The sequence below is a fragment of the Thioalkalivibrio sp. ALJ21 genome, assembly GCF_000378605.1.
Classification (GTDB): domain Bacteria; phylum Pseudomonadota; class Gammaproteobacteria; order Ectothiorhodospirales; family Ectothiorhodospiraceae; genus Thioalkalivibrio.
In genome coordinates this window covers 698181-721644 of sequence record NZ_KB905156.1, presented here as the reverse complement: position 1 = coordinate 721644, position 23464 = coordinate 698181, and the positions used below count along the sequence as shown (strand labels likewise).

General features: G+C 65.6%; 19 protein-coding genes. 12 read left to right on the top strand and 7 right to left on the bottom strand.

The window, feature by feature from the left end; all coding sequences use genetic code 11:
* Window positions 1-3: 3 nt before the first annotated feature.
* Window positions 4-1851, top strand: a complete 1848-nt coding sequence (locus tag F579_RS0109470; protein ID WP_026300977.1) for a hypothetical protein — start codon at window positions 4-6, stop codon at window positions 1849-1851.
* 51 nt (window positions 1852-1902) lie between these two features.
* Here the strand turns inward: F579_RS0109470 and F579_RS0109465 are convergent, their stop codons facing one another.
* Together F579_RS0109465 and F579_RS0109460 are read right to left on the bottom strand one after the other, a co-directional pair.
* A complete protein-coding gene (locus tag F579_RS0109465) occupies window positions 1903-4131 on the bottom strand; it encodes a hypothetical protein (protein WP_019023434.1) in 2229 nt (742 codons plus the stop codon).
* Complete coding sequence (locus tag F579_RS0109460) at window positions 4131-5591, bottom strand: hypothetical protein (protein ID WP_026300978.1); 1461 nt, start codon at window positions 5589-5591, stop codon at window positions 4131-4133. The genes F579_RS0109465 and F579_RS0109460 overlap by 1 nt, the downstream gene beginning before the upstream one ends.
* Window positions 5592-6355: 764 nt before the next feature.
* Here F579_RS0109460 and F579_RS0109450 point away from each other — a divergent pair.
* The 4 genes from F579_RS0109450 (at window position 6356) to F579_RS0109435 (ending at window position 10502) form a co-directional block, all read left to right on the top strand.
* Complete coding sequence (locus F579_RS0109450) at window positions 6356-6931, top strand: GNAT family N-acetyltransferase (RefSeq protein ID WP_019023437.1); 576 nt, start codon at window positions 6356-6358, stop codon at window positions 6929-6931.
* A gap of 11 nt (window positions 6932-6942) precedes the next feature.
* Window positions 6943-8010 carry an ATP-grasp domain-containing protein gene (locus F579_RS0109445; protein ID WP_019023438.1) on the top strand — a complete coding sequence of 356 codons (1068 nt, stop codon included), beginning with the start codon at window positions 6943-6945 and terminating at the stop codon, window positions 8008-8010.
* A gap of 15 nt (window positions 8011-8025) precedes the next feature.
* Window positions 8026-9255 carry a hypothetical protein gene (locus F579_RS0109440; RefSeq protein WP_231365761.1) on the top strand — a complete coding sequence of 410 codons (1230 nt, stop codon included), beginning with the start codon at window positions 8026-8028 and terminating at the stop codon, window positions 9253-9255.
* Window positions 9256-9347: 92 nt separating this feature from the next.
* Entirely contained in the window at window positions 9348-10502 is a 1155-nt protein-coding gene (locus F579_RS0109435; RefSeq protein WP_019025611.1) for a sugar-transfer associated ATP-grasp domain-containing protein, read from the top strand.
* Window positions 10503-10679: 177 nt separating this feature from the next.
* Here the strand turns inward: F579_RS0109435 and F579_RS0109430 are convergent, their stop codons facing one another.
* Genes F579_RS0109430 through wecB form a run of 4 tightly spaced genes read right to left on the bottom strand, consistent with a single transcriptional unit; the run spans window position 10680 to window position 14829 of the window.
* Window positions 10680-11678 (bottom strand): GNAT family N-acetyltransferase, encoded by a 999-nt coding sequence (locus F579_RS0109430; RefSeq protein ID WP_019023441.1) that lies wholly within the window; start codon window positions 11676-11678, stop codon window positions 10680-10682.
* Window positions 11675-12670, bottom strand: a complete 996-nt coding sequence (locus tag F579_RS0109425) for a polysaccharide deacetylase family protein (RefSeq protein ID WP_019023442.1) — start codon at window positions 12668-12670, stop codon at window positions 11675-11677. The genes F579_RS0109430 and F579_RS0109425 overlap by 4 nt, the downstream gene beginning before the upstream one ends.
* Window positions 12671-12683: 13 nt before the next feature.
* Window positions 12684-13631, bottom strand: coding sequence for a polysaccharide deacetylase family protein (locus F579_RS0109420; protein ID WP_019023443.1), 948 nt, complete (start codon window positions 13629-13631; stop codon window positions 12684-12686).
* Between the two features lie 55 nt (window positions 13632-13686).
* Window positions 13687-14829: a non-hydrolyzing UDP-N-acetylglucosamine 2-epimerase gene (wecB, locus tag F579_RS0109415; protein WP_019023444.1), complete on the bottom strand. Its 1143-nt coding sequence runs from the start codon at window positions 14827-14829 to the stop codon at window positions 13687-13689.
* 238 nt (window positions 14830-15067) lie between these two features.
* On the opposite strand from wecB, the gene tviB reads away from it, so the two are divergent.
* Window positions 15068-16357, top strand: a complete 1290-nt coding sequence (gene tviB, locus F579_RS0109410; protein ID WP_019023445.1) for a Vi polysaccharide biosynthesis UDP-N-acetylglucosamine C-6 dehydrogenase TviB — start codon at window positions 15068-15070, stop codon at window positions 16355-16357.
* A gap of 14 nt (window positions 16358-16371) precedes the next feature.
* Here the strand turns inward: tviB and F579_RS0109405 are convergent, their stop codons facing one another.
* Window positions 16372-17751 carry a hypothetical protein gene (locus F579_RS0109405; protein ID WP_019023446.1) on the bottom strand — a complete coding sequence of 460 codons (1380 nt, stop codon included), beginning with the start codon at window positions 17749-17751 and terminating at the stop codon, window positions 16372-16374.
* A 133-nt stretch (window positions 17752-17884) separates the two neighbouring features.
* On the opposite strand from F579_RS0109405, the gene F579_RS0109400 reads away from it, so the two are divergent.
* The 6 genes from F579_RS0109400 (at window position 17885) to F579_RS0109375 (ending at window position 23461) form a co-directional block, all read left to right on the top strand.
* Window positions 17885-19345: a VanZ family protein gene (locus F579_RS0109400; protein ID WP_019023447.1), complete on the top strand. Its 1461-nt coding sequence runs from the start codon at window positions 17885-17887 to the stop codon at window positions 19343-19345.
* Complete coding sequence (locus tag F579_RS0109395) at window positions 19326-20060, top strand: class I SAM-dependent methyltransferase (RefSeq protein ID WP_019023448.1); 735 nt, start codon at window positions 19326-19328, stop codon at window positions 20058-20060. Before F579_RS0109400 ends, F579_RS0109395 begins: the two co-directional genes overlap by 20 nt.
* Before the next feature lie 352 nt (window positions 20061-20412).
* Complete coding sequence (locus F579_RS0109390; protein WP_019023449.1) at window positions 20413-21123, top strand: hypothetical protein; 711 nt, start codon at window positions 20413-20415, stop codon at window positions 21121-21123.
* Between the two features lie 52 nt (window positions 21124-21175).
* A complete protein-coding gene (locus tag F579_RS0109385; RefSeq protein ID WP_026300979.1) occupies window positions 21176-21442 on the top strand; it encodes an HPr-rel-A system PqqD family peptide chaperone in 267 nt (88 codons plus the stop codon).
* Complete coding sequence (locus F579_RS0109380) at window positions 21442-22353, top strand: HprK-related kinase A (RefSeq protein ID WP_018994416.1); 912 nt, start codon at window positions 21442-21444, stop codon at window positions 22351-22353. Before F579_RS0109385 ends, F579_RS0109380 begins: the two co-directional genes overlap by 1 nt.
* Window positions 22343-23461: a nucleotidyltransferase family protein gene (locus F579_RS0109375; protein ID WP_019023451.1), complete on the top strand. Its 1119-nt coding sequence runs from the start codon at window positions 22343-22345 to the stop codon at window positions 23459-23461. Before F579_RS0109380 ends, F579_RS0109375 begins: the two co-directional genes overlap by 11 nt.
* Window positions 23462-23464: the final 3 nt, after the last annotated feature.

Sequence of the window (23464 nt, the reverse complement as noted above, 5' to 3'; positions counted from 1 at the left end):
CTCATGGGTAAGGTCGTCACCTTGGGCGCCTCCACGCTCCAGCCGTGGGCCGAGCGTCTTGCACAGGCGGTCGCAGCCCATGTGCGACCGGACACCGGACTCTGGGACCCCATCGAGCAGGCGCCGAGCCCCGCCGACCATTACGGCCAGACCAGCGCGACGCTGGCGCTGTACCTGCAGGGTGGCCCCGAGGTGGAACAGTGGGGCTGGCCGTTGCGGGCCTGGCTCGCGCGCTGTGGCAGCCGTGCCGGGCACGCACCGTTCAACCGCCTGTTGCTGCTGTTGTTGCGGGAACGGGTGATCGCGGGGGTACAACCTGTCACGCCCGCACTGGAAACGATGCTCGACGAGGCGCTGCAACGGTGCCATCCGAGTCGACGCTATCCGTCGAACAACTGGACCCTGCTGGCCCAGCTCTGCCGTCTGATCGAGGCCCGGCCCGGCCGCCCACGCGACCATGCGGCGGCCCGGCTGGCCGCATTGCTGGAGCGCTGGACGACCGCCAGCGGCGGTTTTATCGACTATCCGGCTCGCCCGGGACCACGCGGTGTGGCCACCCCGATGGCGTACCACCACAAGGCCTTGCTGATCGCCTCGATCGCGCTGTGTTACTCGCCGACACCCGCGCTGGCAACGCTCACGCAGCGCCTCTACGGCTGGGTCGCGCTCACCTGGGACGGCGGGGAGTACGCGGGGGGGCTTGGCCGCAGCACCCACTCCCTGTTCGGCGACGCCTGCCTGGTGGGCAGCCTGGATCTGCTCGGGCTGGCCGGGGCGCAGCAGACGCACGCCCCGGCCGGGCAGATGCTGCGTGGCGTGCTGGCGCGATGGGAGCGGCAACGCAGGGGCGACGGTTTACTGGGTCTGACGCCCGCGGATCGTGTGTCGAAGCCGGCCCCCGGGGCCCGCCCCGCAGGGTGGGACGACTACATGCACCTGTCGGTCTACAACGCCTGGGCCGCCGCGATCCTGGCATGGGCCAGCGACCGACGGCGCCGCGAGGGCACGCCGGAGATCGTCGAGGATCTTCAGTGGGCGGGGGGGCGGACCGAGGCCTGCCAGCAGGACCTCCAGGCGGGCGTGCTGTGCGCCCGGGCCGGACCGGACCTGTGTGCCCTGATCAGCACCCGCGGGCAAGCGCCACAGGCGTTCAGCCGCGACGCGGCCGAGCTGCGCTATGCCGGTGGCCAGCCCTTTCACATTCGCCACCGCGACCGGGTCCTGTGCCCGCCGGCGGTACGGGTCGAGGCCGAAGCGCTACTGCGCCACCCGGCCCTGGCCGGCTGGATACCTTTGTTTCGGATCGGCGACCAGCTCTGGACCCTGGGCGATTTTCGCTCGGTGACAATGGATACGCCGGGGGCCGCCGTACGGGTACGCCTGGAAGATGGCCACGCGGTTCCCGTGCTGCGGGCAGCGGCCCGCACCCTCTGGAGGCGCGGCCTGGCCGCACTGGACTGGCGCTGGTTCGGCGGGGCGATCGGGCGCGGGGAGGCCTTGCGGCGCCCGCGCTCGTCCGCCCTGTTCGGCAACATCACGTTCTGGCTGGACCCTGCCGGACCCACACTGCGCCAGGAGGTCGCGCTGGAATGCCGAGGCGAGGTCCCGGTCCACTACCTGAATCCGGGAGGCCATGCACTGGTGGTCGACAACGGCCCGGCTGTGCGGCGGTTTCAGCAGCAGGATCCGGTGACCGGTCAGTGGACCGAAGTGCTCTTTCCGGCCTCCGGACGCTCGATCGTCCAGGTCCCCCTGCCCTCGACCATCCCGGGCCTGGGCTGCGCACTGCCGCCAAAGCCCCTGCCCCCGGGCCCCTATGCCCACCGACTGACGCTTGCCTGGGACGACTGAATACCCGCCCCCGGAACGCGTTAGGGAGACGCGAGATTCAATTCGCGTCTCCTAGCCGCCCTCGGGCAGGCGCTGCAGGATGATCCCGCGGCGCAGGTCGGACCAGATCAGCACATCCGTCCCGGGCAGCGGGGTGACGCGATGCCAGTTCTCGTAGCGGTCAAACGGGCGGTCGGCATACGGAACGTGCTCCCAGTTGTGCATCAGCCGCCAGGGCTTCCCGCGCGGCGGGTCGCCGATGAACATCTGACGGGCGTTGTTCTGGAGCAGGATGTAGTCGCCAGTCCCGGGGTGATACGTGAGTCGGCTGCCGCCAGCAACGTAACGCTGCCCGGAAGGCCCGTGTCGCTGGAACCGGCCCTCGCGATCGATGGTGGCCGTGGCCTCGGCGCCGCGGCGGTGGTTGCCGCCGTACTGGGTCATGCCCCCGTAGATCAGCACCTCGCGGCGGACCGGGTTATAGAGCGTGGTCCCGCCATACCCGGAGGACTGGGTACGGCCCTCGGGGCCCCGGTAATCCGGGTGATTCCGGGGATAGGTCCACGCCCGATCGCCATGCCCCCAGACGCGGACCTGCCCCATGGTGTGGGCCTCGATGCCGTCGCCCGGCAGGTGGTCGTAACTCGCGGGGCCCAGGGTGTAGAGGACGAATTTCTCGATGTCGGGATGCCACACGGTGGAGTGGTCACCCACGATGTGGGCATTGCTCTGGCCGGCGCCCAGGCCGATCTCTTCCCAGGCGGTGGGGTCGGTGTACGGGGCGCGCACCAGGCGGCCGATATCGGAACGCCGCGGCTCGCTCGGCGAGAAGTACAGGTAGCCATCACCGCCATCCATCAGGCGGTTGTACGGGCGCCGTTCGCCCCCGTCATAGTCGAGCCCCGGCGGGGCCACGACGCCGGCCCAGGTCAGATCCGGCTCCAGCCAGGTTACCGAGCGAACGGAACTGTCCCGCATCAGGATATTGAACAGCCGCCCGGTCTCCGGATCGAAGATATGACGGTCCGTCCACCCCACCCCGAACGTGCCCCGCTTGTCCGGGTCGTGCCACTGGGTGTTGTTCATGCGCGCCATGTCCGGCACGCCCTCCGGCAGCCGGGTCTCCACGCGGCGGAACTCGCCCGGCTCCAGGGTCTCGGCGATGTCGTAAAGCTGTGAGCGCCGTTCCGGAGCGGGTTCGGGTTCGCTCGCCGAGATCCAGAGGAACTCCGCTCGCCCATCGGCCGGTGGTGGCAACGTGACCCCCGTGCGCTCCTGCCCGAACGCGGACTGATGGCGGTGCAGCAGCGGGCCGGCCTGGTTGAGCCAGAGGATCACCCCGAAGTCGTCGATCGGCACCGGCACGATCCCGCCATAACGATCAAAGGGCCAGCGCTGCCCCCCCCAGTCGGCGGCCTTGCGCCATTCGTCCTTGTCCGGGTCGAGCTCCCACAACTCCCGCGTCCGCCCGGCCCGCAGCACCAGGTAGTTCCCCGTTTGCGGGTCGTAGGTCAGGCTTCCGTTCATGATGCCGAACACGAACGGCGCATCGCCAAGATCGCGCACTGCGCCATTCGCATCGAGCAGGGAGACCTTGTTGCGCGACTTGTTGCCGCCGATGAACAGCATCTCGTCGCGCACGCGGTTGTACTGGGCCGAAGAGTGATAGCCATCGACCGCGACCTTGCCGTGTTCAGTCCAGCGACCATCGCGGAGGCCGTAAACCTGGTTCTCGCGGATGTAGATCAGCTGGTCCAGTGCGTCGTGCCACTCGATCGGATCGGTGTGCTCCCACCCCCCGCCGGGCCCGGGCAGACTGCGCGTCGCGAGTTCCCAGCGATCCTCCGCAATGGAATAGCGATGCAGAGTGCGCTGCGAGCGGCCGGCACTGATCTTGTAGTAATGGCCCCGCTCGGGGTCGAGCGCCACACCACCATAGACATGCGCGAAGGGGGGCGGGCCCTCGGCAGACAGATACCGCCACTCATGTTGATCCTCGCTATAGGTAATGAACACCGGCGTGGATCCTCGGTCACCAAACATGAAGGCCTGGCGTCGCTCGGGGTGCCAGTGAGCGCTGTCGTTCCAGGTGTCCGGATCGATCGAGTAGGCACGCAGAAAGTCGTGATAGCGCTGGAACCCCTCGGGCAGACCGGCGTCGAGCGGCGCCAGCTCCCCGGGTTGCAGGCCGGCCGCCAGCCGGGCCAGTGCGCTGTCATTCGCCGCGGCCTGGCCAGCCACGGATCCCAGCGCCAGGGCGACCAGCAGCCAGACGGTGCTAAGGAATCCGAGCCGGTGCATCAGGCGACCTTGACGGCCGGGGCCGCCTGGTTACGGTGAGGGTCGACGCCCAGTTCCTGCACCGCCTGGAGTAGCGGCATCACCTTGACGAAGGTCGGCGAGAGCGGACGGGTACGCCCTGTGCGCAGGGCCTCGAGGGTGTAGCCGACCACACGCTCGGGACGAGTGAACACATTGAACAATGGCCGCGCCAGGTGGGCCGCACTGCGGCTGATACGCGTCCACTCCGCGCGTGGGCGCGGCTCCGTGGGCTTCTGGCTGTACGGGATGTGCGCGGCGTGGGGATAGTGACTCTTGATCACCTCGTCATGGAACGCGCGCATCGCAAACGACTGCCACGGCAGGCTCAGCAGAAACGCCAGCACGTCCGGGTCTGGATAGGGCAGGCAGACGGCCTGCTGCTGTCCGGCCATGGCGATCGGCAGCAGGGCGATCTCGCGGCGGATCCGGTTCCAGAACAGGAACGACTTGACCGGGTCGGGCGCGCCGGCGTGCATGGCCAACTCGCGGATGATCGCATCATGAGCGACCTGCAGGCGCCAGCGGTCCTGAAACGGCCGCTTCAGAAACGACGTGTAACTGCCCGCCATCAGCACACGATTCGCCGCCCCTTCGAGATCACCGGCATCCAGGCACTCGGCCGTTCGCGGGTCGAAATAGTTGCCGTTGCTCAAGGCGTCACCGGCCAGGCCATCGAATACCGGGCCGTCCAGATGCGGCATCAACGCGAGGTACCAGCTGTTCTCGTCGGTGGAGTAGTGGTTCAGGCGGTTTTTCTGTCGCTCCGCGGCGATACGATCCTGGGGATTGTCGATCACCTGACATTCGATCCCCAGGTGCTGGGACAGCGCACACGCCACGCCACTCTCGTCCCCCCTCTTCGCCCGCAGGACCAGGGTTCGGGGTGGTGGGGTGTCCTGTTGCGCCAGCTCCAGACAGATATGGCGCGAGTCGCGGCCCCCGGACAGCGGCAGGCGCCCCACACCGCCAGCGGCGCGCCGCTCGATCGCCCGCGCAAAGAGTTCCGCGAACCGTGTCCGCGCCTCGTGCGGGTCTCCAGGGAAAGCGGCCATCAGGGGGATGGCGGGGCGCTCGCCGGAGAGCACACCCTCACGCCACAGCAGGGTCTCCCCGGGCATCAGAACCTTCACGCCCGCCAGCGGAGTCTGGTCACCCACGAGATAACCCAGCGCCATGAAGACCGCGATGGCCTCGTCGTCAAAGGCTGGGGCCGACAAGCGCGCCGCGGCCTCCCGCAGGGAGTCGGCCACGATCAGGCGACGGCCCTCACGGGCATAGAACAGCGGGATGAATCCGAGCCGATCGGCCGAGACCGACAGACTCGTCCCATCGAACGACCAACCGGCGGCGAGGGTCGGGCCATCGGCGACCCAATCGAACGCCAGGCGATGGGACGCCTGGCCCACGCACTGGCGACCACTGACTTCTACGAACGCCATCGCTTCCCCCGCCAGGGCCACTGGTGGTCCTGAATGCGGTCTCGCTGGTTCACAAGCTTGTTGCGACATAGCGGCGCATGCGACGAGTTAACAGCGAACTGGACCCCTTGCAGGCGCTCATCGCCAACATTGGCCAAGCGCTCGCGCATCGGAACGCGCGTGTTCCGCAGCCCTCGAAACAGCACCTCACCAGACAGAAAGCGGGCGACCCCGTACAACCGCAGCGCCCTCCGGGCGATGACCGGGGCCGACGGACCATAGTGGTCGGCGGCCGCCTGAAACTTCCCCCACACATCGGGACGGAAAAAGTGCCCAACGATATAATTGAAACGATAGAGCGCGGATACCAGTAACCCCAACACTTTACCCACGATACCCTCCCCAACTAAAAACCAATGCGCGACCGCACCCGGCCTCTTCGTTGCAAGAATGCCCTGTTTGCCCCGCCTGATTGGGCGATCTCATTTGTCCCTTAACAAACCTGATCCGGACATTTCAGCCTAGCAGCTTGAAACGGCGCTGAAAGGGCTTTCGCGTACCAAAAAAACCGTACCGACAGTCGCAACGTGGCGATATATGCTAGGGAGACACTGATTAATGATCGCTTCCTGTCGAAATATGAAAGCACAGCCAGAACCGGCCTCCAGGATCGATTTACCAAAACCGCATCGTCAAACTGCACTCGCGTCATGGCGTGCGTCGAAAGCCAGGGCGGCCATATCCGGCGACTGCCTGGGTCGCGAAGGGCGTAATAGGGGAAGCGTGTGGCCACCGTCAATGTTTACAGTCCGCGCAGCCTTTTAAAGGAGGCCCTGCACCTGGGGCTGGGCGATTACCAGTACTGGAAGGTCTTTTATATCGACCTCCCGCAGCCCGCGGCCGAACTGCCCGAGGGCATCCGGGTCGAGCCGATCACCCCCGAGGACCTGGACGGCGTGGTGGACGAAGGGATGCTCCAGCGTCGGGAGTTCGGAGGCGAAGGAGCACAGGGCTTCGGCCTTTTTCGCGACGATGAGCTCGTGGCGGTGCAATGGTACTGGTGGGGCGCGCGGTACGAGGAAGAGCGCCAGGGGCGCAGTTGGAGACTGCCCGAGGGGGCGGCGAAATCGACCGGGCTGTACACCCTGCCCCAGCATCGCGGGCAGGGGTATGCGGCCCTGCTGAAAAGGCAGACGGCCTACCTGATGTCGCAACGGGGCTTCACCCGCCTGTACAGCCGCATCTGGCACAGCCACAAGAGCTCGATCCGGGTCAGCGAAAAAACCGGCTGGCGGGTCGCCGGCTCCTATATCGAGATCTGCCCGTTCTCCCGGCGCATTCAACTTCGCCTGCCGGTATGACCGAAATCCCCATGCCGCAGCGCGTCGCGGTGCTCTCCGACGGTTCGCCGCTTGCCCTGAAGGTGCTGTACTGCCTGCAGCGCCTCGGCGCCGAGATCCACCTGCTGGAGCTCAAATCCCCGGGGGCCGCCCGTCACTCCCGGTACCGCGATCGCTACCAGCGCATGCCCCTGCCGGACACCCAGCCGGAAACCCTGGAAGCCTTTGGCGACCACCTGCGCGACTACTGCACACGACACCGTATCGACGGGATTATCGGGGCCGACATCCTGGGGGCCGGCGTAGTCCACGCGCTTGCACCGCGCCTGCCGGGCGTGACGGCCTTTCCCTCCAGCAGCCTGGAGGTGCTGGGCATGCTGGACGACAAATGGACCTTTCAACGTTTCATGGAGACCCATGGAATCCCGTGTCCAAGGGCACTGCACCTGGAAAGCCCCGAAGACCTGGAGCACCTGCAGGATGCCGGGATGGCGTTCCCAGTCGTGGTCAAACCACTGTACGGCGAATCCAGCCATGGAATCCTTCAGGCGAAGCGGCTCGAGGACATCGAGGCCCACCTGGAGAGAGGTGGCCGCCATGCCCAATTCCCGCTGGTGGTGCAGGAATATGTGCCCGGATTCGACGCGGACCTGAGCCTGCTGGCCCGGGATGGGGAAGTGGTCTGCCATCTCCTGCAATCGCGCCGGAATCCCTGTTCGCTGGAATTTTTCACCGACGAGCGGCTGCTGGAGATCGGTCGCCGGATCGTCCGGGCGGCGAACTATACCGGCGTGGCGAATATCGACCTGCGCGTGGATGAATCGACCGGGGACGTGCGCGTACTCGAGTGCAATCCGCGCTTTTGGTACACCCTGCAGGCCTCGCTGTGGGCCGGGATCAATTTCGTCGAGGCGGGTTTTGCGCTGGCCGCGGGGAGCCCGGCTGTACGCGCCTCCCCCGCGGCCGGTGCCTACCACCTGCACAGCCACCTGCTGAAACACCTGCTCTGGCAGCCCCGCCAGTGGCGCGGGATCGCCCCGTACAACCTGCGCGGTCTCTGGCAGGCGATGAGCGACCCCCGACCTTTCCTAATGCGTTGACGCCGCGTGCTGAACATGCCTGAGTGGAATCAAGACGATATTCGAGCTCTCGTCATCGGAGTTGGTGGCAGGATTGGACTCGCCATTGTCAGAGAACTTGGAGAGGCAGGATTCGATGTGATCGCAGCATCACGTGGCCGCGATGCATTGGGGTTTTCTTCACGCTATGTCACCAAGAAGTATCTGATCCCTCCGGGCGTGGACGATCTGGTGCCTTTTGTATCCGAGATCATCCGTTCCGATGCAGTGACCCATGTATTTGCAGTGTGGGAGGCCGACATCATTCGCCTCAACTACCACAGGCACGAGTTCCAAGGCGTGGAGATGATGTTCCCGGATCAAAGCCAACTTTCCAAAGTTCTGGACAAACGACTACTTAACCAGGAGGCATCGAAGTATGGACTACGGGTCCCGCCTATGTACGATCCGCACGAAGTACTGTCCCATCCAAACAGGTTCGAGTCGGGGCAGTTCCCAATTATCGTGAAGGCAAACGACGTGAACGAAGACCCGCTCAGACTGCAAAGGTCAGGAATCCAGATAGAGAAGTGTGAGTATTACTACGACATTGATGCCTTGCGCGCCCGGATAGAGTGCATGCTGAATGCGGGTGTTGTACCGATGGTTCAGGCCTATTGCCCGGGCGAGGGCGTGGGCCACACCGTGTTGATGCATGATGGGGAAGCCGTCGTGCGGTGTGCGCACAAAAGGCTACATGAGTGGCCTCCTAGCGGGGGAATATCGGCGTTATGTGAGTCGCTAGATCCCGATGAGGAAGGGGAGGCTTTTGAGAAGACGGTCGGCTTCCTTAAGTCATTGGAGTGGGAAGGCGTTGCGATGCTGGAGTACCGAAGGAGCCCTCATGATGGGGAGTTGTATCTGATCGAAGTAAACGGACGTTTCTGGGGCAGTTTGCCATTGGCCTATCACTCCGGCGTCCGATTCGTATCGGACAGCGTCCATTGCAAGCAGCGTGGAACGGTCGCTCGGAAGAAATGCATCCCAGGAATAAGGTGCTTGTCATTCGTCCACGAGGCGAAATACCTATGGGAAATTCTGAGAAAAAACAGGAGCAACGCAGGCCCAGCACCGGAGAGCGGAAGTCCACTTTGGCAGGCTGTAGGTTTTCTGACTTATCCACTTCGGCCTGGAAACCATTACTTCGTCTTCAACATGATGGATCCAATACCATTCATTAAAGACACCAGAAATGCCTTGCGGGACGCCCTGAAAGTAACGAAATAATTAAAATGGGAAAGACTGAGCGGCCCGACAAGTCGGGAGCATTCTCACTGGGCCCATCGCACGCTGCTCGGACGGTCAATGGAGATAGTTCTGTGAACACAGATAAAACACGGATATTGGGTAGCGGATTCACCCGCCGGGAATACTCCTTGTACGGGTTTGAGAACCTTGGCAATCCCCAGCTTGCCATGCGCTACCTGTCGTTTGAGGAGAATCACCGCCGTTACCATCCCTGCATAAATATTGGCTACGAGAAGCACCTCCTTGACGACAAGTGGATGACGCATCAGGTCCTTTCCGCGCTGGCGGTACCCGTACCGCGCACCTTGGGGCTCTACCATCCGGTTGTAGGCCTAACTGCCAGCGGTGACCCATTACGGAATCCGCAGGACCTGTGTGCGCTGCTGCGCGCTAGCGATGTAGCAGAACTGATCTTCAAGCCGCGCGGCGGATCGCGCGGGGACAGCATTACTAAAGCGACGATCCAGAGGAGGTCGGATGGCACGGATGATGTTCAATATGATGGTCGAACCGTACCGGTTACGGAGTTTCCCGCCTGTCTCGCCGAAGATGTGTTCGATGTCCATACGAACCGCTATCCCGGCTGGATTATTCAAGAGGTCTTGCGCCAACACCCGTTTCTGGCTGCACTCAACCCCAGCAGTGTCAATACCTTCCGGATCGTGACCTTCATGGATACCGAAGGTAACGTCCACATACACCATTCCATTCTACGAGTCGGTTGCGGCGACAACGCGACCGATAACTGGGACAAAGGTGGTCTGTCGATCCGAGTTGACCCCAGCACGGGGCAGCTTGGCAAGGGTGTTCGGAAGGCCGAGTTCGGGGGCGAATGGAGCGCGTCCCATCCAGAAACAGGTGCTCCGTTCGAAGGCCTTCGGATTCCCGACTGGAATGCCACCCTGGAACTATGTGAACACGCGGCACGGATATTCTCCGGGGCACGTTCTATTGGCTGGGATATCGCTCTGACCGTCGACGGACCGGTCATTGTGGAGGCTAATGCCGACTGGGGGCTCCCTTCCGTCCAGGTTCACGGAGATGGGTATCTCTCCGACGCAATCCGCGACCAACTGAAGGCCTATGGGGCTGCCTTCCCCACGAGGTTGAGACCCCTTCCGCTGGCAGTGCTACACCTGGTACGCAGACGATGGGGGCGTTCCCGAGGGCCACGCCTCCTTTCGTCTCTGCGCCGCAGCATCTCACGCGGGAGCGGGAGATCTTGAACGAATTTACTAGTGCCTACCCATCCTCTCACTGCCCACGTTCAGCAAGGGTGGCACCGTTATCAGTCGTAAGAACCGAGGCCGCTTGCGGCCCGCCCACAAAGTACATGTAAGGCGGTACTTGTTACCACCCCCCTGGCACAGGCGTGTAAGCCTTGCGGAAATGGCGTTTCAGGATCATTTCTTGATCACCTCCCGATCATGGCCGACGGGGCTGCTGGCCCCACCGCGGCGCAGGAAACGCTTCAGCGATTGTTTGAGACCGATCCGGGACAGGACCGCGGAGACGACATCCGAAGCCAGCGTGGTGGCGGCATGGGCAAGACCCAGGGCGAGCGGGCGCGGGCGGCGCCGCAGGTAATAGATATCCGAACAGAGCTGGTGGTCCGAACCAAACAGAGCCTTGTGCGGACTGTCGCCCGGGGCGAAATCGAAATAGCGAAACCGGCCCTCCTGGAACAGGGATTCCAGCACCAGCCATTGCAGTACCGTGCCCGGCGACAGAGCGGCTACCTTCGGGTGGTAGCCCAGGTAGGCATAGAGCAGGGCCGAGTCCCGGGCCGGGCAATACAGATACGCCACCGGCTCGCCATCCAGGAACAGGAGGTAGGCCCGCACCTGGTCGGCAGCGGCCAGCCGCGCGCTGCGGTCGGCGAACTCGTCATCGTCCGGGAGGCCGGCGTTCAGCAGGCGCTCCTGGTAGGTCAGCCGCGAGACCTCGCGCGCCAGGCTGCGAAAGGTCTCGAGCTCCTCCGGTGTGCGATAGGTGCGCCAGTCGATCGTGCCCCCGGAGGCATCGGCGAACTTGCGCACCTTGCGCCGCATCGTCTGGCGGGACTTGGAGGAGAACTTCGCCTGATAACCCGCCCAGCCCAGGTCGAGATCGATGTAGTGGCGCATGTACTGGCTGGGGACGTAGCGCAGATAGCCCGCCACCCACGACAGCCGTGGCAAGGGCGCCTCGACGGGCTGCGAGCGGGCCAGGTGGCCATCGGCGACCGCATCCCCGGCGTACGGGGCCTGGGCCGCCGGGCGCTGCAGGAAATGGCGGCTGTCGACCGACATGCGCAGCGAGACGTCGCCCAGCGTGATCTCGCCGATGCGCAGGGCGAGACGGACCCGCTCGACCGGATAGCGGGCCACCGAATGTCCGGCCATTGGATGGTCGGCTTTCATCCCCAGAACACCCGCTGACTGGTCCAGTTCTCCAGGGCGCGCAATGCCGCCTGGGCTGCGGGAACGGTGAGCATGGGGGTCGCCTCCCGAGGCGCGGGCGTGGCCAGCACGTCGGCCATGCAGGCCGGGGTGAATCCGGGTTCCGACCGCAGGAACCGGCACAGTCGCTCCAGGCGGCGGCGGGTCAGCAGATTGATGCCGGGTGTCGGCTGATCGTCCCGATAGCGCACGAACTCGAACGGGTGCGTCAGCACGACCACATCGCTGAGCCCCTGGCGCCTGGCCTGAAACAGCAACCTGCGCATCTCCGGCCAGGAGGTGCCGGTAATGGTGAGCGACTTCAGATGGGTCCGGGGCCCCCACTGGAAATCGGTATAGGTGGTCACCGGGAACTCCAGGACCCCGTCGATCACGTGGCAGCCGCCCCGCAGCTGCAGCTCCGGTTCGGCCGGCGGATAGATCGCGAGCCCGATGTTGGAGGCCCGGGGGAGCCCGGCCTGGCGCATGGCAGCGTAGACCTTCAGGTCGACCTTGAGCCCGCCGGTACGCAGCACGCTGGGGGCATCCAGCCCCCAGCGGCGGAACGTCGCCCTTCCCTGTTCGATCAGGTCGGCCAGTTCCTCGACGCTGCGCCGGGTGACATTGTCGTTCGGCGGGTCGCTTTGCAGCCGCTGGGCCCAGTCCGGGTGCCCGAAATACGTCCAGCAGGGGTGCAGATGGAGCTGGATATCGTGCCCGCGGCCGGCGATCTCGTGGGCGATCTCGCCCATCGGCTCGTCGCCGAAGTAAGTCGTGTTCAGCGTCTCGACAAAGAAGGTGGCGCGAATCGCATACCGGTCGAGGGTGTCCAGCAGATAGCCAAGACCTTCGGAGCGCCCGTTGCGATGGCAGTAGACCGACGGCGGCCCGACCGGTTGGTGGGTTTGCGGCTCGCGAAAGGCCCCCGCGATGCTGAACTCGGTATCAACGGTCAAATGGACGCGGGTCGTCATCGTGTTCGCACCTTCAGTGGGCTGAGGTCAGATTGCGCGCCAGCCGCAGGCCAAAGCGCAGAGGCGTTCGGTCCCAGGGGGTAAAACGCGGAAGTTGCAGCGGATCCGTGTCGCGGCCGGCGGCACCGGCCATGGTGGATACGGCGGCGTCGAACCCACAGGCACGCACCATCTCGACATGCTCCGGCGCATAGTCCTTGCCGGGGCGCCCGTTGGGGTAGGCAAACAGCCGTACGGGACGTCCCACCAGGGCCTCGAGTTCGACCTTGCCCTCCGCAATCTCGTGCTGTGCGGTCTCGGCATCGGTCTCGGCCAGAATCGGGTGCAGGACGGTGTGCCCGCCGATCCCCATGCCGGCATCGGCCAGCTCGCGAACCTGGGCATCGGTCATCATCAGATCGCCGGGGGGCGTTATACCGAAACGGGCACCCAGCGCCTCGGCGTGGCGGCTGCGTTCGGCCAGCGGCCGATACTTGAGGGCCCCGATCAGGGCGTGGATCGTGGCGCGGCGCTGCGCCACGGACTCTAGTGAACGGGTGCCCAGCCCCTCCGGAGTCAGGTCCACTGCCATGGAGGGAATCTGGCGAACCGTTTCGATCAGCATGTCGTTGAACATGCAGCCGCCATTCAGATAGCCGGTGGCGACAAAGAACGTTGCCGGCACCCCCTCCTCGCGCAGGATCGGCAGCGCGATCTCCGCGTTGTCGGCATACCCGTCGTCGAAAGTAACCGCAACGGCCCGAGCCGGGAGCCGGCCTTCCTGCAGGCGCTCGATAGCCTCGTCCAGCGGCAGCGGGTTCATCTCCCGCGCCAGCAGGCGCATCTGCCAGCGAAAGGTCTCGGCCACCGGGTCTTCCGGTCGCAGCGGGTCGGGGTCCGCCAGCACGCGGTGATAGGCGAGGATCGTCAGGCGCGCGCGCCGGCCTTGCGGCGACAGCATGGACAACGGTACTCGCAGCATGCGCGATCTCCTGAACCCGCTTGGGGCGTGATCGGAGGGCGCGAGAACAAACCGGTCAGGATTTTCTTGCGTGATTCAGCCAGTCAGCCACGACGGCCACGATGCGTTCTGCGGCATTGCCGTCCCAGTACTCCGGGATGCGCCCCTGTTTTCCCCCATGGTCCATGACCTCGCGGAAAGACTCCATCAGTCGTTGCGGATCATTGCCTACTAAAATATTGGTACCTTCATCGATCGTGATCGGGCGTTCCGTGTTCTCGCGCAAGGTGATGCAGGGCACCCCGAGGGCCGTGGTTTCCTCCTGCATGCCCCCGGAGTCGGTAAGCACGACACGGGCATCTTTCATCAGCCCCAGCATCTCCAGATAGCCGGCCGGCGGCAGCACGGCGATTGGTGCCTCGCGCAGCGCAGACTCCAGCCCGAAGCCCTGCAAACGGGCCTGGGTGCGGGGGTGCAACGGGAATACCAGCGGGAGCTCCCGGGCGATGGTCACCAGGCTGTCGACCAGGCGCTCCATCACCGGTGCATGATCGACGTTGGAGGGGCGGTGCAGGGTCAGCACGCCGTAGGCCCCGCTGTCGGAAAACGTACCGGCCTCCATCCCGGCCGCCCGCAACGTCTCCTGCCACGGCACGGCACGCCCCAGGTTGTAGAGCTGGGTGTCGATCATCACGTTGCCGACAAAGTGCACCCGATCGGGGGCGATACCCTCGCGCGCCAGGTTGTCACGGGCATGGCGCTCGGTGATGAACAGCAGATCGGAGATCTGGTCGGTCAGCACCCGGTTCACCTCCTCCGGCATGCTGCGATCGAAGCTGCGCAATCCCGCCTCCACGTGGATCACCCCGACCCCCTTCTTGGCCGCCACCAGGGCACAGGCGATCGTGGAGTTCACATCGCCCACCACGAGGATGGCCCGCGGCTGCACACGGTCCAGCACGCCCTCGAAACGCATCATCACTTCGGCCGTTTGCACGGCATGCGAGCTGGAGCCCACCTCGAGGTTGATGTCCGGTCGGGGGATCTGCAGATCGGTGAAAAACCGCTCGTTCATCGCCGGGTCGTAGTGCTGCCCGGTGTGCACGAGTTGTGCCGGTATATCGGCTTGCTGCAAGGCCCGCATCACCGGACCGATCTTCATGAAGTTGGGGCGCGCGCCGACGACGCACAGGATGTCGCATTGCGAATCTGTAGACATATAGTGATCCCGTCGCGACCCCGACACGCCAGTTCGGTCAGGGCATTAGCGCCCAATGTAGTTCGAATTGAGGGAAATGGGCATAGGACGAAAGGACGAAATTTGTGCAGATTTTTCATCATTGTCCCGCCATCCATGTTGTGCCTAAGCTCGCACTACGCTGGCTGCCCGGGTGTAAAGGAAACCGACCCGGCAAGGTGCCCGTTACTCAACCCGCTGCACGGAAGAGCCTTCACTCATGCATGCACTCCCCTCATCGGAAGAGATTCGTCTCGCGGTTATTGGGCTGGGCTACGTTGGCCTGCCCCTGGCGGTCGAATTCGGCCGGGTATGGCCGACCCTGGGATTCGATATCCAGCCCGGCCGCATCCAGGACCTGAAAAACGGCATCGACCGCACGCTGGAGGTCGAGCCGGAAGATCTCGCTGCCGCGACGCACCTGGACTACACCACGGACCTCGAGGCGCTGCGCGCGTGCAATGTGTTCGTGGTGACCGTGCCGACGCCGATCGATGCCCACCGCCGACCGGACCTGCGCCCCCTGCTCGGGGCCACCCATACCGTGGGGCAGGTGCTCAAGCGGGGCGACGTGGTGATCTACGAGTCGACGGTCTATCCGGGGGCGACGGAGGAAGACTGCGTTCCGATCCTGGAACGGGAGTCCGGGCTGACCCACAACGAGGACTTCTTCACCGGCTACAGCCCCGAGCGGATCAACCCCGGGGACAAGGCACACCGGGTCACCTCCATCAAGAAGGTCACCTCGGGCTCGCTGCCGGAGGTGGCGGACTTCGTCGATGCCCTGTATGCGCGCGTCATCACGGCCGGTACGCACAAGGCCGAGAGCATCCGCGTGGCCGAGGCCGCCAAGGTGATCGAGAACACCCAGCGCGACGTGAACATCGCCCTGATCAACGAACTGGCGCTGCTGTTCGAGCGCCTGGGACTCGATACCGAGGCGGTCCTGCAGGCCGCCGGGACCAAGTGGAATTTCCTGCCGTTCCGGCCCGGCCTGGTGGGCGGGCACTGCATCGGGGTGGACCCGTACTACCTGACGCACAAGGCCCAGGCCGTCGGACACCACCCGGAGATGATCCTGGCCGGGCGCCGCGTGAACGACGCGATGGGGGCGCACATCGCGGACGCGACCATCCGCGCACTGGTGCGCAAGGGGATCAATCCGGTGGGGGCGCGCATCCTGTTGATGGGCCTGACCTTCAAGGAGAACTGCCCGGACCTGCGCAATACGCGCGTGATGGACATCTACCATACGCTGCACGGATACAACACCGAGATCGTGGTGTTTGATCCCTGGGTCGACCCGGAGGAGGCCGAGCACGAATACGGCATCACCCCGATCACCTCGGCCCCCGAGGCGGATTCGTTCGACGCCATCATCGTGGCGGTGCCCCACCAGACGTTCCTGGACATGGGGGTGGAAGCGATCCGTGCTCTCGCGCATCCGCAAGCGGTCCTGTTCGATGTGAAATCGGTCTTCCCGCGCGAGGCCAGCGACCTGCGCCTGTGACCGCGCGCGGACCGCTACCGGCCTGCAGGTCCGACGGCTTCGCGCCGCCCCGGACTGGCCTGGTGGCCGCCCGCGTAAGCCCCGAATCGGGGCTGACTGCGCCCGCGGTCGTTGTAGTCGCGTTCCAGACCGGGAGGTGGAGGGCTTTGGAACTCGGGCAGACCCTCATACTCCAGCATCCCTTCCAGCGGGAACAGATCGAGTTCCGCCAGCGGCCCACGCGGGCGCACCAGGTAGGCCGGAGCCCGGCCAAACGCCGCCTCGTGGTTGGGTTCGGCATGGACCGTGCGCGCGGCATCAATCGCGGGGTCGGCGAAGACCGCATTCCCGGCAATGACCTGTTCATAGCGCCGATCGCCGGGAGCCAGTCGTATCCCGAACCCTCGTGCGACCACGGTGTTGTGGACGATCAGGACATCCTTCGGGATATGGTTGTGCGGCTGCACGATCAGGGCACTGCCGGCATCGTTGAAGAACAGGTTGTTGTACAGAGCCAGGCGGCCTTCGCCCTGAAAGAGGCGCTGGTGGGGGTTCTGGTAGAACAGGTTGCCGTAGATCCAGTACCAGTCGTGCTGCCCGGGCCCCTCGGGCGGGAAGTGTCCCACCAGCAGATTGGGCCGCGCGCGATGGCCGCTGCTCGCGCGCTCCGCCTTGCTGAACACGTTGTGGCGGATAATGGTGGCATGGGGTTCGGTCGGCATCCCCGCGCGCGGGGTTCGCGGACGCTGGTGCTTGATCTGCATGCTGTAGCCCAGGGTACGACCAATAAAGTTGTGCTCGATCAGGCCCGCGACAAACGGCCCCGTACCATCGGGCCGCCCGAGGTACATGCCAGTACCGACATCGCGAATGTCGTTGTGGCGGATGGTCCAGTTCCAGGCGGCGGCTCGGGTGGTGATGCCGCTGTTGCCCTGCGAACGGTCGTAGCCGCGGATGGTCAGGTGCTCCAGAGTGATGTCTTGGGCATATTCACTGTCGTGCTCGACTACGACCCCGGCGATATTGTGCCCGCCCCCCTCCAGGGTCAGGTGCCGGATCACCAGGTGCGCGGCATTGATCAGGCGAATGGTATTGCTGCCCGAACGTCCGCGGAGGATGGCCGGGTCTCCCGAATCCGGGCCGGTGATCACGATCGGCCGCTCGGCCGTCCCGCTAATGCCCCTCAACACCAGCGGCTCCGGGTATTCGCCCGGGGCGAGCTGAAGATGATCGCCCGGGCGCAGCTGGCGCACGGCGCGGCGCAACCCCTCCGGGTCGGTCTGCAGCACGCGGGTCGCGGCCGCGGGGGCCTCGGACGCCCCGCCCGGTCGTGGCGTGTCGGCGCTCGCCGTCATCACGGCCAGCAGCATCATGCTCGCCAGCACCCATGCCCGGGATGCAAGCGAGTGGAACATTGACCGCCCTGCCGTCATCACCGCACTCCCTGCCCGGGGCCTGCGAAACCAGCCCGCGCTGTGGCGATTGGAGGGGTCATACTCCGGTGTATGCCCCCTTGTCAGGTTAGACCATGTGCGAGCGCGGCAACCCATGACACGCAGACGCGAACCACTGGCCCTGTGGACCTGTGTCATCGGGGCGTGGCTATCCCTGGGGTTTGCCCTCTACCTGACGCTGCTGCCGTTCGAGTTCGGCGAGATGGGTCTGGAGGAGGCGTGGTCACTCTACCGCGACATGAGTCTGCAGGGACCCGGCACCAGCGGGCGCGCCCAGTTCATGGCGAATGTCATGATGTTCATGCCACTGGGCTTTTTCTGGATGGCCTGGCTCACCTATGGCCGCAGTCACCTTGTATGGCATCTGGGGGCCCTCGCCCTGGTCGCCCTTCTGGGGCTGGCGACCACGGCAACGGTGGAGTTCCTGCAGATCTGGCTGCCCTATCGCTATCCGGCCGGGGCGGACATCGCGGGCAATTTTCTCGGTGCGGTGGTCGGGGCCCTGATGTGGTGGGGACTGCGCCGACCGCTACTGCACTGGCGAGGCCAGCTCGCAGGCCCAAACCGTGTCATCGTGCCTGCCGTCCTGATCGCCTATGCGCTCCTGTACGTCGCGATCGGCCTGGCGCCGTTCGACCTGGTCCTGTCCAGCGCCGAGTGGAGCCAGCGTCTCGGCCCCAGTGCCTGGGGTCTGTGGGTAGCCACCGGGGCCTGTACGTCCGGTCTTCGCTGTATCTCGGAGCTGGGCCTGACACTGGTGGCCAGCGTGCCCGTCGGGATCCTGCTCGCGTACGGGCTCAGGGGGCGCCCGTCCGCGAACTGGGCCGTCCTGGTGACCCTGGCAGCGCTCCTGGCCATCCTGCTGGAGGCCCTGAATCTTGCCACGCTCTCGGGGATCGCAGAGGGCCGTTCGGCCGTGCTGCGGGGCGCCGGATTTGTCACAGGAATGCTCCTGTACGAGTACCTCTCGCCGCCGCAGGTGATGCAAGCCCTGCGGCGTGCCGCGATCCCGCTCCTGGTCGTTGCAGCGCCACTGTACGGGGCAGCACTGCTGGTCCTGAACCATGACCTGGGCCCCTACCACTGGGACCGGGCGGCCATCTCGGCGCAATGGGCCCAGCTCAATCTCTGGCCGTTCTATTACCACTACTTCGTCGGCGAAACCGTGGCCCTGCGCAGTGCGGCGCTGCATGTGGCCATGTATCTGCCGCTGGGTGTGCTGATATGGCTGGCGCAGATCCGACGCCCGCTGCATCCGCGCCAGTTGCAGTGGCTGGCCGCCCTCGGCGGGCTGCTCGTGGCGCTGCTGATGGAAGGCGGCAAGCTGCTGGTCGTGGGGCTGCGGCCCGACCCGGCCAGCCTGGTCCTGGCCACGGCGGCCGCCTGGGGCATGGCGACCGCGCTGCACTTCCTGACGCGCCTTGCTACCGAAGCCAGTACCACGAGCCGCACCCGGGCCCGGCCATTCGGTTCGGCGCCAGTCACGGCTGGGCGGTCTACAGTCATCAACGAGCCAGCCAGGCGGGAACACGAACGTGACGAACTCCAGTTTTGAGCAGCGCTGGCGCCAGCGCTTTACCCAGCGCGGCAGCCAGTGCGACGACGATGCGGCAATCGCGGGCTGGACGCCCACCGGGCTGGCCAGCCGGGTACGCCAGTTCCAGTCGCTCTGGCAGCAGGCTCGTCCCGAAGGGGCGCGATGGCTCGATATCGGCTGCGGGGCCGGCACCTATACCCGGCTGCTCCAGGCCGAAGGGCGCAGCCCGATCGGGCTGGACTACTCCGCCCCGTCGCTGCACAAGGCGCGACAGCGCAGCCCCGCTGCGATCGACTGGCTGGCGGCGGATGTCCACCGGCTGCCGTTCGCCGATGGCGAGTTCGATGGCGTGCTCTGTTTCGGGGTGATGCAGGCGCTGGCCGACTCGCGCCCGGCACTCGCGGAGATGCATCGCGTGCTGCGCCCCGGCGGCGAGATCTGGGTGGATGCGCTGAACGCCAGAACATGGCCCACCGTGCTGCAGGAACGCCGACGGGTTCGGGCCGGAAAGGCGCCCCATCTGCGCTACGAGGCGCCCGACTCGCTGCAGGCGGCAGCGAGGGCGGCCGGCCTGCGGCCGCTGGCGTGTTACTGGCTGCCCCTGGTCCCGGGCCGGCTGCATAAGCTCCAGGGCCCGGCCGAAAGCCGCTGGGCCAGGGCCCTTTGGCAGGCATCGCCGTGGATCGCGCAGCGGTTGTGTCACTCGTTCATCCTGCGTGCACGCAAAGGCTGAATGTAAAAGGGGGTGACACTTCTACGTGTCCCCGGGTGTGCCGGTATTGGCGAACGACGACAACTGTCAGCGCCTTTTACAAATCACTTCTCAGAAAAGCCCACGGCGGACCCTTGGTATGAGAAAAAGCCTTCCAAACAGCCGATTACATCGTTGTTGATTTGGGGTATAGATATTGCTCTGTGTTTTGGTTGTCGCAGCGAATGCGGGTGGCAACACAAATATCGCGACGGAATGCGAAGACCCGGGTAACCCGGACTAGTATCAAACCAGGAATCTGGATTGTCCGCGTCTCCCTGGACGCGATACCGCTCCAACCAAGGCCCGGTCCCGAAAATTCTGGAGGGACACGATGGAACAAAACGACAACCAGGACTCAAGCCGGCGCCAGGAGGGGCTGGGTACACACGGCCACAATCGGCGGCGTCTGAGCCGGGCGATGCTCGGGGCCACCCCTCTACTGATGACCCTGCATGCCTCGCCATTGAAGGCGGCCGGTGCGAACTGCATGCCCTCGGGCTGGGCGTCCGGCAATGTGTCGCGCCACGACGGGCCCCAGGACTGCGGCGGCCACTCCCCCGACTACTGGAGCGGGGGCTATGACCCGACGCATGCCAGTCTTTCGCAGAATGTAAGTGGCCAGGGCCGTGGCGGCGGCGGTCAACTGTTCAACAGCGCCTCCTTCCACAGCCATCCGGAATGGCGGCTGGCGGTGGAGTCCGGCGTCCTGTTCGATTCGAACTACGGCTTCCCGGGCGTGAGCCGGGGCTTCCAGGAAGAGGAAGGAGATCTCACCATGATCGGGGCCGTCTCTGCCTCAGTGTTCGTGCTGGATGTGCAGGGGGCAGCCGAACGCGAAGTGATCCGCCACGGCACCGCCGCACTGTTGAATGCCAAGTACACCAACGGGTACCCGCTCTCCGAACGCCTGGTCCGGGACATCGTCACCGACACCCTGGAGCATGGCCACTACGAGACCGATGGCGGCGACCGCCTGTACCCCGAGCAGGTGTATCGGTTCCTGGAGAACACGATGGGCCTCCCGAGCTGGGGGTCCGCCTGAGCCATTCATTCCGTAATGGCCGCCGTGATGGCCGGAAGCCAGGGGGAACGATATGTCGCGCCGCAGGTGGCAACGGACTGACGGGCTGCAACAGCGCACCCTGGGGCAGGAGTGCGTGGTGTTTCACCCCGGGGCCGGTACCACCCACCTGCTGACACCCGCGGCCGCCGCACTGATGGACGGTCTGGCCGAGGGCGCGGCGATGGACGAGGCCGCCCTGGCCCGGCACCTGGGCCTGTCGGAGAAGGACGCGGAGGCCGAACTGGGGCGCTGGCTGTCCAGCCTGCACACGGCCGATCTGATCCGGGAACACCCCTGATGCGGATCGCGGATCTGGGACAGGCCCGGCTCCAGCGCAGCCTGACGGGCCGTGGCCTTTATCTGCGCACTGGCCCCTTCACCAGCCGCATCCAGAGCCCGATCGCCAGCGTGGCCCGGGGTATCGAATCGCTGTACCGGGACTTCGAAGTAGCCGACCACTCGAGTTTCTACGACTTCCACTGCGAACTGCGCGCACCGCGTTCCCACCGCCGCTTCTATCGGCCCCAGGTCCTGTTTCTCGCCGACCGTCGCAGCGTCTTCAAGCCCCTGGCCTACCACCAGGCCTATCCGATGCTCGAATGGGGACTGAACTGGTGCATCGCCAACCAGGTGCCGCATCGACTGGTGCTGCACGCGGCCGCCCTGGAACGCGACGGGAAGGCCCTGATCCTGCCCGCGCCGCCGGGCTCCGGGAAAAGCACCCTCTGCGCAGCCCTGGCCCATCACGGATGGCGCCTGCTGACGGACGAGTCCGTACTGGTGGACCTGGCCTCCAGCGAGGTCTCCGGGCCCGCGCGGCCGGTCAGCCTGAAAAACGACTCGATCCGCGTAATCCGCGATGCCTGCCCCTCGGCGGTTCTCAGCACACCGATCGCGGACACGCTGAAGGGCGCCGTGGCACACATGCGCCCGCCGACGGATGCCGTGCGCCGCAGTCACGAGACCGCCCGGCCCGGGTGGATCGTGTTCCCGCACTACCAGCCAGGAGCCTCTACCCAGCTGAAACCGCGCACGGCGGGTTCCGGGTTCATGCAGCTGATCGCCAATGCCTTCAATTACGCCGCCCTCGGTGCACGAGGCTTTCACAGCGCCGGACGACTGGTCGAACAGTCCGCATGCTTCGACTTTTCCTACAGCCGTCTGGACGAGGCTATAGAGCAGTTCAACAGGCTGGCCGATGGACGCTGACACCGCACTGCGCCTGGCCCTGGCACGGCCGGAGAGCATGGCCGAGCGCACGGCGGCCGAGTGGGCCCCGCTACTGGCGGCCGCGCGCGAGAGCGCACTGCTGGGTACGCTCTGGCACCTCGCGGACGACGCGGGCCTGGCGGACGGCCTGCCGGAACCGGTGGCCCGCCACCTCTGGGGCGCCGCCCTGATCGCCGAGCATCGGTCGCAGGCCCTGGCCTGGGAACTGCGCCGCCTGGACAACGGGCTGCTCTCGCGGATGAGTCCGGGTGTCGCGCTGAAAGGGGCGGCCTACCTCGCCGCCGGGCTGCCGAATGCGCGTGGACGGCTGGCCAACGACATCGACCTGCTCTTTCCCCGCAGCGAGGTGGAACGGGCCGAGAAGCTCCTGTTCTTCGAGGGCTGGTCGGGCACGCACCACAATGTCTACGACCAGCGCTACTACCGCGAGTGGATGCACGAACTGCCGCCACTGGTGCACCAGAACCGCGGCACCACGCTGGACCTGCACCACAACATCCTGCCGGAGACCTTCCGCGGCCACCCCGATCCCGCACGCCTGCGGCAGCAAAGCCAGGCGCTCCCGGAACCCTTCCGCTTCCGCATCCTGTGCCCGGCGCACCTGGTACTCCACGCAATCGTGCACCTGTTTTCGGAGACGGAATGGGATCGGGGCCTGCGCGACCTCTACGACATCCATGTGCTGCTTGGCTATTTCGGCGCACGTGACGGCGACGCCTTCTGGGAACACTTCGTCGCGGAAGCCGAGGCCCTGAACATCGCCTGGATGGCGGAACGCGCGCTGTGGGCCACGAACCGACTACTGCTGACCGATATCCCGCCCGAGCCCGTGAAACGGCTGGCCCGGGCACGCGCGGGCATTGCCCTGCGGGGACTTGGCCGCTGGGCGTTCGTGCACGGGCTGCACACGCGCGCCGGCTCGGTCACCCCACGCCGCGATGCGGTCGCACGGGGCATGCTGTTTCTGCGTGGGCACTGGCTCAAGATGCCGGCCGGCCTTTTGGCGCGACACCTGTTCCACAAGGCCTTTCTCGCCGAGAAACCGGAGACGGCCACAGCCCAGCCGCAGCCGGAACAGCACGGTTAGGGA

Coding starts and splice junctions, on each gene's coding strand:
- F579_RS0109470 (WP_026300977.1), top strand. CDS start 4: ATGGGTAAGGTCGTCACCTTGGGCGCCTCCACGCTCCAGCCGTGGGCC.
- F579_RS0109465 (WP_019023434.1), bottom strand. CDS start 4,131: ATGCACCGGCTCGGATTCCTTAGCACCGTCTGGCTGCTGGTCGCCCTG.
- F579_RS0109460 (WP_026300978.1), bottom strand. CDS start 5,591: ATGGCGTTCGTAGAAGTCAGTGGTCGCCAGTGCGTGGGCCAGGCGTCC.
- F579_RS0109445 (WP_019023438.1), top strand. CDS start 6,943: ATGCCGCAGCGCGTCGCGGTGCTCTCCGACGGTTCGCCGCTTGCCCTG.
- F579_RS0109440 (WP_231365761.1), top strand. CDS start 8,026: ATGCCTGAGTGGAATCAAGACGATATTCGAGCTCTCGTCATCGGAGTT.
- F579_RS0109430 (WP_019023441.1), bottom strand. CDS start 11,678: ATGAAAGCCGACCATCCAATGGCCGGACATTCGGTGGCCCGCTATCCG.
- F579_RS0109425 (WP_019023442.1), bottom strand. CDS start 12,670: ATGACGACCCGCGTCCATTTGACCGTTGATACCGAGTTCAGCATCGCG.
- F579_RS0109420 (WP_019023443.1), bottom strand. CDS start 13,631: ATGCTGCGAGTACCGTTGTCCATGCTGTCGCCGCAAGGCCGGCGCGCG.
- wecB (WP_019023444.1), bottom strand. CDS start 14,829: ATGTCTACAGATTCGCAATGCGACATCCTGTGCGTCGTCGGCGCGCGC.
- tviB (WP_019023445.1), top strand. CDS start 15,068: ATGCATGCACTCCCCTCATCGGAAGAGATTCGTCTCGCGGTTATTGGG.
- F579_RS0109405 (WP_019023446.1), bottom strand. CDS start 17,751: ATGTTCCACTCGCTTGCATCCCGGGCATGGGTGCTGGCGAGCATGATG.
- F579_RS0109400 (WP_019023447.1), top strand. CDS start 17,885: ATGACACGCAGACGCGAACCACTGGCCCTGTGGACCTGTGTCATCGGG.
- F579_RS0109390 (WP_019023449.1), top strand. CDS start 20,413: ATGGAACAAAACGACAACCAGGACTCAAGCCGGCGCCAGGAGGGGCTG.
- F579_RS0109385 (WP_026300979.1), top strand. CDS start 21,176: ATGTCGCGCCGCAGGTGGCAACGGACTGACGGGCTGCAACAGCGCACC.
- F579_RS0109380 (WP_018994416.1), top strand. CDS start 21,442: ATGCGGATCGCGGATCTGGGACAGGCCCGGCTCCAGCGCAGCCTGACG.
- F579_RS0109375 (WP_019023451.1), top strand. CDS start 22,343: ATGGACGCTGACACCGCACTGCGCCTGGCCCTGGCACGGCCGGAGAGC.